Here is a 9,764-nt window from a genome sequence, read left to right as displayed (position 1 = left end):
TGGTGCTCACTTTTGGCGGTTGCCACCGCAGGGGTAAACGCCGCTGCAACGGGAAAGGCCACTTGGGCAAAAATATTCGCCCATGCCACCCATTTGAGGTGGTTAATCTGCTTTTCTTTCCACTGCCTATCGTGTTTCTTTAGCATGTTTATCTACCTTCAGAATCAACATTATTTTCGCCAAAATTCATGGAATTTTGGCGCCATTGACTCATCCCGGAGTGTGCTGCTCTCCTTGTTTGTAGTTAACAGTTAGTACCCAACTGTTAACTGAGGATGATCTGACTGATAAAGGAATCTAAAGTGGACAAAACGACCAACATGAATCGATTAATTAAGTAAATTTCACTTTCGAAACCGAACATTGGGAATTTCGAAAAAATAATTAGAAAAATCAAGGGGAAATTAATCGACGTGGGGAATATTGAGGAGGGAAAATATAAGTCAAGTTTTACAGATATAAATCAATGGACTAGATTAAATTTGGTAAGGGAAAAAAATAATAAAACAAGTTTGCAGTGAGTTGTTTTAAGTTGGTTAACAGTTGGGTACTAATTGTTAACTGTGAGCGTTTTCTATTTGGTGTCCAAACCGTCTCGAACCGACCCGCATTACTCGCGGTGTAGCGGACAGTATGGCGAATATTTCGGTGGCCTAAATAGTCCTGAATCAAGCGGGTATCGACGCCATTGTCTGCCAGTGCATAACCACAAGCGTGCCTCAGCATGTGCGGATTCGCGCATATCGACAATTTTGCCTTTAAACTGGTTTGCCTGATGATTTTATACATTTGTTGGCGTGACATGCGTTGTCCGTGTCGGGAGAGAAACAGCCACTCGGTATTGTCACCCGTTTGCTTATGCGGTGGTGCCTTGGATAAATAACGCTGCCGCTCCACCAGCCAGTGACGAAGCAACTGGATTTCTCGCTGCACCATCGGATGAATGGTGGAAAACCCATTTTTCAGGCGCTGGACACGCAGGCTGCGGCTATTTAAATCCACATCCGACAGTTTCAGGTTCAGCAGTTCAGATACGCGGAAACCGTGAATAAACCCCATAAATATCATGCAGATATTCCGCTCTGCATTTGCTTGCTTGCCCAGCTCCCGCAACAGGACTTCGATTTCCGATTGGGTCAGGTATTTACGTTTTAGCATGGTTTTTACCTCTGTAAGTGGTTAAAGGCCTGCTTTATCATCAATATGGCCGGGAATAAGGGCAGGCATGGAGGCAGGATAATGAAATCCATCAGTTATCAGTGTTGCTGATTATTTATAGAGTGCAAACTTGGCAGGGAAGGGCAGGAAAATAAAGCGCTAACTAAGTAGCCGCCTCAGATTAATGACAGGATGCTGTTTTTTATCCAGCACTTTGTTTTAATCAGTTAGTTTTATCTATGGTTCAGCCATGAATTTAGCAAGTTCGCCGTAAACCCTCGCCCGATAGGGCGGTGAGAAGTCACTAAATCAGAAACCCAATTATACGCGTCGTATTGCAAGGTGCATGTATCATCATCCCGCGACGCGGGATGATGATACGTTGCTTCCTGAAACTTGGAGTTAATAGGGTATACATTCTGAAAAAGGTGGAGTAGAGGATAAAACAGGGGGAGTAAAATAGTGGGAGTTTTTGACACTGGATATAGTGCAGAGGATGAAAAACCGCCCCTTGTTGGTAAAAACAAGAGGCGGCTTTTTTAACTTTTATATAAATGATAGAATTGAGCAGATAATATTGCATTAATATTATTTAACAATAAAATGCAGTCTCAAATTTTTCATTTATTACAACTGACAACATTTTGGACGCCTGTAATAGCATAATCCTTTTCTTCACCCGTTGATAAATTGATTCTAGCAATCATGTCGTAACCGTTTACTTGTTTTACAGTACTCGTTGTATACAGATAAGCGGGCCAACCATGTTTCTTTTCCATATCCCCTTCTTGCTCCCATAGAGCTTTTGTTGCTGTTATATCTGCAATTCCGTTAGTACACTGCACTTGTATATTAGGCCAAGAACCCATCGCATAGGTTTCTCCCGCTGCTTTTGGGGTTTCATCGATATTAACTTCACCGGCTGCCTTAAGCTCTTGAAATAACGCTAACCTTTTGAACGTTATATTCCCGGCAGTAACTTCATCTGTCATATGTCCCCAATAATTAGCCAGAGGTGAATCCGGACTGGTAATTACGGTGAAAATAACATCCTGAGAGTTTGGCGGAAGAACGTTAGGCTTATCATTTGCGGTGATAATTAACGGTGTCTTTAATCCTATGCTTTCGTTATCAGTGACTTCGATAACTAGCTTGCCATCCTGATCAGTGATACCTGTATAGGTTTGATCCTTGGCATAAGTTTCACCATTAATCTTCAGTTGCGCAGTAGGCTCTATGGGATCCTTATTCATTCGCCCTGTTGCTTTACCCAGTTTGATTTCGATGGGGATTTTACCAACGGACTTACCTTGGTTTTGGGTCACAATAGTCAATGTCATGGTTTTCCCTTTCTGAATTTTAAAACCATCGGTGGTTTTTTGAGCACCATTATCCGTATTGAGGTCTACATTGACGGTATCCGCAATGCCTTTGATGCTGCCATCCTGATTACCACCGGTGACATGTTTCTTTATTTTTTGCAGGTTAGTATCTGTTGCGGTAACAGCCCCAAGCCTTATTTTATTATTTAATGCCTTACGGGGACCGCGAGGTACCATAGCTAACTGGATGACCATACCACTGTCTTTTTGAGTCAGGGGATAGGTTTCCGGCACGGTCCCGGAGTTGGCGGGATTAATATGCTGCTTAGTATCATCCAGGAAAGTATTGATAAGTTTTTCCGGTGATTGTGGAGCACTGGGATCAGTTGAATCCGGATATTTGAAGCCCCACAGGAACACCGATTCATCACTGTCCCCTACATCACGTGGGACAAAGGTATAAGTTCCTGTCAGTTGTTGCCCCATTTCTAACTGACCGCGGATGGCTAAATCTATAATTTCGCCACCCAAATCAGGATCAATAACTTCTCCATGGAGTCCTCCGGTAAGCATATCGTGCTGGCTCGTATTTGTTACCACTTTATTAACCGCTTCCACACCGCCTCCATTTTTCGGCAGGATCGCCAGTTCCAACAGGTAACCGCTGTCATCTGGGCTCAATTTATACGACGGAATTTTGCCACTAAGGATACCTTTTTCATTCACTGTGCCTGTCGCATCCGGATCAGCTACAGTTTCTCGGTTACCCGTGTTTAAATCGTCCTTTTTAAAACGTGTCCAGGTATACTTGGATTTATCGGTATAATTCCCATTGTTGGCATTAAAAATATAATTGGCCTCCAAGACTTCATTAAAATACAGGCGGCCTGTCAATGTTAGCTTATCAATGGATGGTTTCGCGTCCGGATCAAGGATAGTGCCCGGTTTTCCGCCTTTGGATACTGTTTTGTTGATATCGGTATCTGTCATACTGATATCCACGGTTTTGACCTCACCTTCTTTTTGCTGCCCATTAATAGGCTTGATGGTAATGGCGATGGTTTTCCCTGCATCTGGATGCCCCAGCTCTTTCTTCAGAATATGTGAGGTGGTGTCTTCTACCGGTTTAAAATCATTGGGGTTGGGTGTCTCCTCCTTGTTATGCCAGACATACAAGGACTTATCTATCGCATCCCCACCGTTATCGTTGAAGCCATAAGCCGCTGTCAGCGTTTTTTTGAGTTCCAACTCGCCAGTCAGGACAATCTTGTCAATGCTTGGTTTGGCATTGGGATCAGGCACACCTCCCTGATTATTCCCTCCAGTCGTTTGGTTACCCTTTTCCCCTTTACGCAATATGATGGTGTGGGTGGTACTGCTCCCAATATTCACCTTATTGGCAGGCAATACCGACAGCTCCAGTATTGTGTTTACTGCATCGGGCGGAATGATGTAGTCGGGCACTTTACCTTTGTCAGACACATTACCAAACCGCATTAATCCCTCTTGTTGAGCGTCCGAAAGACGGAGTGGTTCCCCTTCCTTGATATTTGCAGCTTTAGCCAGTGCTTTTACTTTATCTGCCGTGGTGTTTTCTTTACCCCAAGCAAAGAACGAATGGTCATCATTGTTGCCGCCATTGGCTTCAAAGTCATACTTCGCGCTTAATGTTTCTCCCGGAGCCATCTTACCGGTGACAGTCAATTGGTTGATGGATGGGGCAGTCAGCTTATCAAACTCCAACTCAGTCGGTTTTGGATTCTTCTTGCCGTCAACGGTTGTGGTCACTGCCCAGTTACCGGTTTTGGTACCAGCCGTGATCACGACTTCATACACTCCATCGCCGACTTCGGTCACATCCCCAATATGCGGGTTATTGCCATCTCCCGTCAGTTTGGAGTCATCACCGGTTACTTTGATACTGTCTTTGGCGCCAGAGATGGGCTTGTTGTCACTATCCGTCAATGTGATCTTCAGGATTTTCTTGGTATTTCCATCGGCCGGCAGGGCTTTGTTGCCATCAGCAGGGTCAACCGCAGGGCTGCTATCAGATAATGCCTCTGCCAGTGATTTTCCGAACGTAATGGTCGCCGGTTGTCCTACCTTTTTACCAAGCACTTCCGGCGTTAATGTCCATTTGCCTTTTTTATCCCCGGCGGTGACCGTCGCGATATATTTACCACTGCCTTGTGGGGTTTCTTTGAATTCACTGTGACTTGGCATTTCTCCATTACCATACAGTTCACTGTTATCCGGCGACAGCTTGATATCTTTTTCTACACCGCTGATGGGGTTACCATGCTCATCATTCAAATCCACCTCAATTTCCATGGTTTCCCCCGGATTGAGCGGGCCACCTTTTTTGGTGGTAAACGTGGATTTACTCGGATCAATCAAGTCCGCCTTATTGGTGGCGAAGTTGATTTCAGTTTTGTTTTTCAACGGCTTGCCATCTATTTTGGTGATAATTTCCCATTTGCCGGTTTTACCCCCCGCCTTGATTTTCACCGTATATGTCCCTTGAGGGTTTTCCACGATGTTGTCTTTGTCGATGGTCGGTTTGTTTTTTCCGGTTCCGGTCAATTGGTCGCCGTTATCCTCAAACGAAATGCTGCCTTTGGCATTCGGGATCGGGTTGCCTTTATCGTCTTTCAGCTCCAGCGTCATGGTGGTACTGTCTTCATTGTCAGCCGTCAGAATGTTTGTCGCTGGCCTGAAGGCTGATTTGTCGGCATCCACAATCTCTGCCAGAGACTGACCAAAGGTGACATGGGTGGGTTTCAGCTCTTTGCCATCCACCTCTGGGGTGACTTTCAGGGTGCCTTTTTTCTTGCCGGCAACGACTTTGGCCTTGTAAATTCCGCTGCCGACCGGGTCTTCCTTGATGTTGGTGACAGTTGGACCCGGATCTTGGCCGTACAGATCATTTCTGTCTTCCGTCAGCTTGATTTTGTCGACGGCACCGGTAATTGGTTTACCCTCTTTGTCGATAAGTTTCAGGACGATATCAGTCTCTTCATTTTCCTTGTTCAGGTTGCCATTGTCCGGCTCGAATTTGGTTTTGTCCGTATCCACCATGTTGGCCAATGAATCCCCAAAATCGATCACGGTTGATGGCAATTCATGCCCGTCGACTTTGGGATTGATGATCCACTTGCCATGTTTGGTACCGGCGATAGCCGTAACTTCATAAATGCCGCTGCCTTCTGGCACTTCCTTAATTTCCGTACCCAATATCGGATCTTTGCCGTCACCGGTCAGTTTAGATTTATCATCTGTCAGAGAAATGCTGCCTGCGGCTCCGCTGACGGGCTTGCCGTCCTTGTCTGTCAGTTTCAGGCGGATAACAGTCTGAGTTTTGCCATCGGCAACCATGGATTTGTTGGCGGGTTCAAAACCGGAACCTGCCGGATTGACAGCCGATGCCGTGACCAAAATTTGGGCTTCCATTCGCTCAGAAGCATTGCCCTGAGAGTCATAGGCCACACCGGACAGGCTGTAGGTGTTGTTGCCTTTATCCCGATAGGGCGGCAAGGTCAGCAGGTAATGGGTGTTGCCGCTGACAGACGAAAGCGCAGCACTTTTGAACAACTCGCCGTTTTCATTGCGGGTGGATTGGCTGCCTGCGGCTTCCAGTTTACCGCCACCGGCGACCAGATTGGTGGTGTCCCAAATAATCTCTTTTAGGCTGTTTTTTGAGCTTACAGTGACATTCAAGGGGATTACGGCACCGCCGCGCCCGCTGATTCGGCTTTCCATCATCAGGCGGATCAGGTTTTTCTTGCGGTATTCCAGCACAATCTGGTTATTACGATCGACTAAATCATAGCGCCCGCCTTGTAGGGTGCGCCTGAAGGCCACCGCATCGGGATCAATCTGTTTTGACCACGGTGTGCCGATCTCATAATTCAGGCCGAGATTAAACAGGGTTTCTCCGCCACCGGAAGCGCTCTGGCGGCGGTCAAGTCCCAGTGTTACCAGCGGGATAGGCGTATAGTTCACACCAAGGGTAAAGGCGGCCGGGTTTTTCTGCCGCTGTTTTTCACTCAGCAATCCGACTTCGTCGCCGAAATATTGCTCATACATCAGCTTACCGCCCAATTGCGGGTAAGTCGGTACATAACCTTCAGCCCGAAGGTCAAAACCATTGGCTGGGCGCTCTTCATACTCGGTCAGTTTCTTGCCGTCTTTCCAGCCACTGGCGCGGAAATAGCCGTTGGCCGCGAATTTCATAAAGTCACGGGCGTATTCCGCCCCAAGCCCAAAACGGGTGTGGTCGCGGGTAATATCATGGTCGAGGAAGGCGTTATAACCAATCATGCCATTATCAAAGAAATGGCGTTGACCCAACCCGACGTTTGCGGTGGTGCGGCTGTCAATGTGACGCAGGCCAAACTGGGTAAACGTCAAATGTTTTGCGGTATCGTACAGCGGCAGCAACATATCGAACTGGCTGCCGTCCAGTCGTCCACGGTCATCCACATTGGCCTGAATTTTGACATTGCCGTACCGTTGCAACCAGTTTTGTACGGCTTGATTCGCTTCATTGACCGCCATGCCGCGCAATTGGTTCTTGGCAGTATCTACCATGTTGCCGCTTTTCAGCATGCTTGCCGCTTGGGAGGCGGTGCTCGCCAGCCAGCGCTCAGTACGGTTTTCTGTGGCTGGCGTTTCTGTCGCGGGCGTTCCTGTAGAGGAATAATCGGATGCGCCTTTCAGGCTGTTGGCCAATAACTGGTCAGACATGGAATGCGGTACATCAATCTCATCGCCGGCACCCAGTTTCGCAAACGGTTTATGGAATGTCCGCTGTTGGTTGAGCCTTTTTAACCCTGTGACAGTCAAGCCATGACGCTTTGCCACCGTTTTGACGCTTTCACCGGCAGCCAATTGGTAAGGACGGGTTTGCCCGGCATGTGGCTGGGCTTCCCGAACTAGGTGCTCACTTTTGGCGCTTGCCACACCAGGGGTAAACGCCGCCGCGACGGGAAAGGCGACTTGAGCAAAGATATTCACCCATGCCACCCATTTAAGGTTGTGGCGCTGTTTTTTTGTCCACTGCCTGTCTTGTTCTTTTAACATATTTATCAACCTTCAGAATCAACATAAATCCCACCAGATATCACTCAATACTGGTGATATTGACTCGTCCCAGAGTAGTTTTTGCCATCCGTGATTTAGTTAACAATTAGTACCAAACTGTCAACTTACCTAAAAAACCTATTTTCAAACTTCCTCCACTCTTTTCTTCTCGTCAAAAATTCACTCTAGTCAATTGATAGGTAAACATAAAATAACGCACGTTATTTATGAATCACCAATAGTATAAAAAAATACTATTTCCCATTATTTTTCTTTACTTTTACCAAAATACGACTGACTTTCGCCTTCGAAAGAAGAAATAACTCGCATTATCAACCAATGATAATCAATCACACCAAAATCCCTCCAAATTAAGACAAATCATCCTGAGTTAACACTTTGGTACTAATTGTTAACTGTGAGCGTTTTCTATTTGGTGTCCAAACAGTCTCGAACCGACCCGCATTACTCGCGGTATAGCGGACTGTATGGCGGATATTTCGGTGGCCTAAATAGTCCTGAATCAGGCGGGTGTCGACGCCATTGTCTGCCAGTGCATAACCACAAGCATGTCTCAACATGTGCGGATTCGCGCAAATCGACAATTTTGCCTTCAAACTGGTTTGTCGGATGATCTTATACATTTGCTGTCGTGATATACGTTGTCCATTTCGGGAGATAAATAACCAATCTGTTTCTGCTTCCGAAGAAGGGGAGGTCTTCCGTCTTTTTGTTAAGTAATTTTGACGTTCTACCAGCCAGTGACGAATAAGCTGAATCTCACGCTGCACCATCGGATGAACAGTGGAAAAGCCATTTTTCAGCCGCTGGACACGCAGGCTACGGCTAACCAAGTCCACATCAGACAGTTTCAGGTTCAGCAGTTCAGATACACGAAATCCATGAATAAAACCCATAAAAATCATGCAGATATTTCTCTCTGCGTGAGCTTGTTTACCCAATTCTCGAAGTAACACCTCGATCTCGGGCTGGGTCAGATACTTGCGCTTTAACATGGCATTAACCTCTGTAAGCAGTGAAAAGCCTGCCATATCATGAGCATAGCAATGGATTTTGGCAGGCACTGAAATAAGATAATAAAATCCGTTACCTATTAGTGTTGCTGATAATTTACAGAGTGCAAAATCAAGGATGAAAAAAAATTAAAAATGATACTTTTGACGGTACTCTTTTGGGGTCAGTCCATTGCAGCGTTTAAACAATTCTCTGAAATAACGTGTGTCCTCGTAGCCTACTTCGTGGCTGATTTCTTCAATGGTTTTCTGTGATTTTTCCAGCCAGTGTTTCGCTTGTGACATGCGGATTTGCTGGATGTATTGGATAGGGGTTTTTCCGGTTGCGATTTTAAAGCGGCGTTTCATCTGGCGTTCACAGAGATGAATTTTATTGGCTAAGTCGGCAACGGATAAAATTTCGGAGGGAGAAGCATGCATCCAATCTTGCAATTTGTGGATCAAAAGATCGCCATGTTGGCGATAAGGGGTAAAGTTGACGAGATCTGACGGGTTTTTACTGTCATTTTCGCCTAACAAGAATTTTGCACATTGCTCTCTGGCATATTGCCCGTAAATCAATTCAACGACATTCAGCATGCAACTTCCGCCGCCATAGGCGTTGGAGATGCAAAAACGGTGGTTATCGTTGATAACTTTTTTGTCGCAATAAAGTGGAATATGGGGAAATAGTTGCTGGAACTCAGCGGAAAAATGAGGGTGAATGGTTGCTCCTGCCTGCAATAAACCGGCTTTGGCAAGCAAAAATGTTCCCGAGCAGATGGAAACAATGGGAACATTTTTTTCATCCATTACCTTAAGCCACTCAATCATTTCTTGTGAGCAATACTGCGATCCCCATTCAGGAAATCCCAATGAACCAATCAGGATAATATCCGGTTGCCTCCCATGATGAAGGGAATAGGGCAGGGTATTGCGGACAGCGGCGTCAGCATCCACAAACAGGTCATTTGCACTGCCCATCATTTGTGGATTGGTGGGAAAGATAACATTGACATGAGGTGCAGTGCCGCCAATGGCATTGGCGGCGATGGTGAGAATTTCAATCGGCATGGCGACCGATGTCACTGATGTGCGAGAAAAAACTAAAGCTGTAATAGAGATTTGTTTCATCGTTATTATTCTCTTCCTTAAGAACATGTTGTCATGTTATTTTAGTTTCATTGCG

The 9,764-nt window shown here is 45.9% G+C and carries 4 protein-coding genes; all 4 read right to left on the bottom strand.

From position 1 onward, the window contains the following. Positions 1-471: 471 nt before the first annotated feature. Positions 472-1,158 (bottom strand): tyrosine-type DNA invertase, encoded by a 687-nt coding sequence (locus tag BM100_RS01680; protein WP_092507303.1) that lies wholly within the window; start codon positions 1,156-1,158, stop codon positions 472-474. A 620-nt stretch (positions 1,159-1,778) separates the two neighbouring features. Then, positions 1,779-7,562 (bottom strand): inverse autotransporter beta domain-containing protein, encoded by a 5,784-nt coding sequence (locus BM100_RS01675; protein WP_092507302.1) that lies wholly within the window; start codon positions 7,560-7,562, stop codon positions 1,779-1,781. Positions 7,563-7,933: 371 nt separating this feature from the next. After that, complete coding sequence (locus BM100_RS01670; protein ID WP_092507332.1) at positions 7,934-8,578, bottom strand: tyrosine-type DNA invertase; 645 nt, start codon at positions 8,576-8,578, stop codon at positions 7,934-7,936. Between the two features lie 147 nt (positions 8,579-8,725). Then, positions 8,726-9,709 carry a GlxA family transcriptional regulator gene (locus tag BM100_RS01665; protein WP_092507301.1) on the bottom strand — a complete coding sequence of 328 codons (984 nt, stop codon included), beginning with the start codon at positions 9,707-9,709 and terminating at the stop codon, positions 8,726-8,728. Between the last annotated feature and the right edge of the window lie 55 nt (positions 9,710-9,764).

The sequence above is a fragment of the Xenorhabdus mauleonii genome (assembly GCF_900113945.1).
GTDB classification, from domain to species: Bacteria; Pseudomonadota; Gammaproteobacteria; order Enterobacterales; family Enterobacteriaceae; genus Xenorhabdus; species Xenorhabdus mauleonii.
This window is presented reverse-complemented; position numbering and strand designations above follow the sequence as displayed.

Bases quoted from the DNA above. Each gene is read 5' to 3' on its own strand.
- BM100_RS01665 (WP_092507301.1), bottom strand. From the start codon at position 9,709: ATGAAACAAATCTCTATTACAGCTTTAGTTTTTTCTCGCACATCAGTG.
- BM100_RS01670 (WP_092507332.1), bottom strand. From the start codon at position 8,578: ATGTTAAAGCGCAAGTATCTGACCCAGCCCGAGATCGAGGTGTTACTT.
- BM100_RS01680 (WP_092507303.1), bottom strand. From the start codon at position 1,158: ATGCTAAAACGTAAATACCTGACCCAATCGGAAATCGAAGTCCTGTTG.
- BM100_RS01675 (WP_092507302.1), bottom strand. From the start codon at position 7,562: ATGTTAAAAGAACAAGACAGGCAGTGGACAAAAAAACAGCGCCACAAC.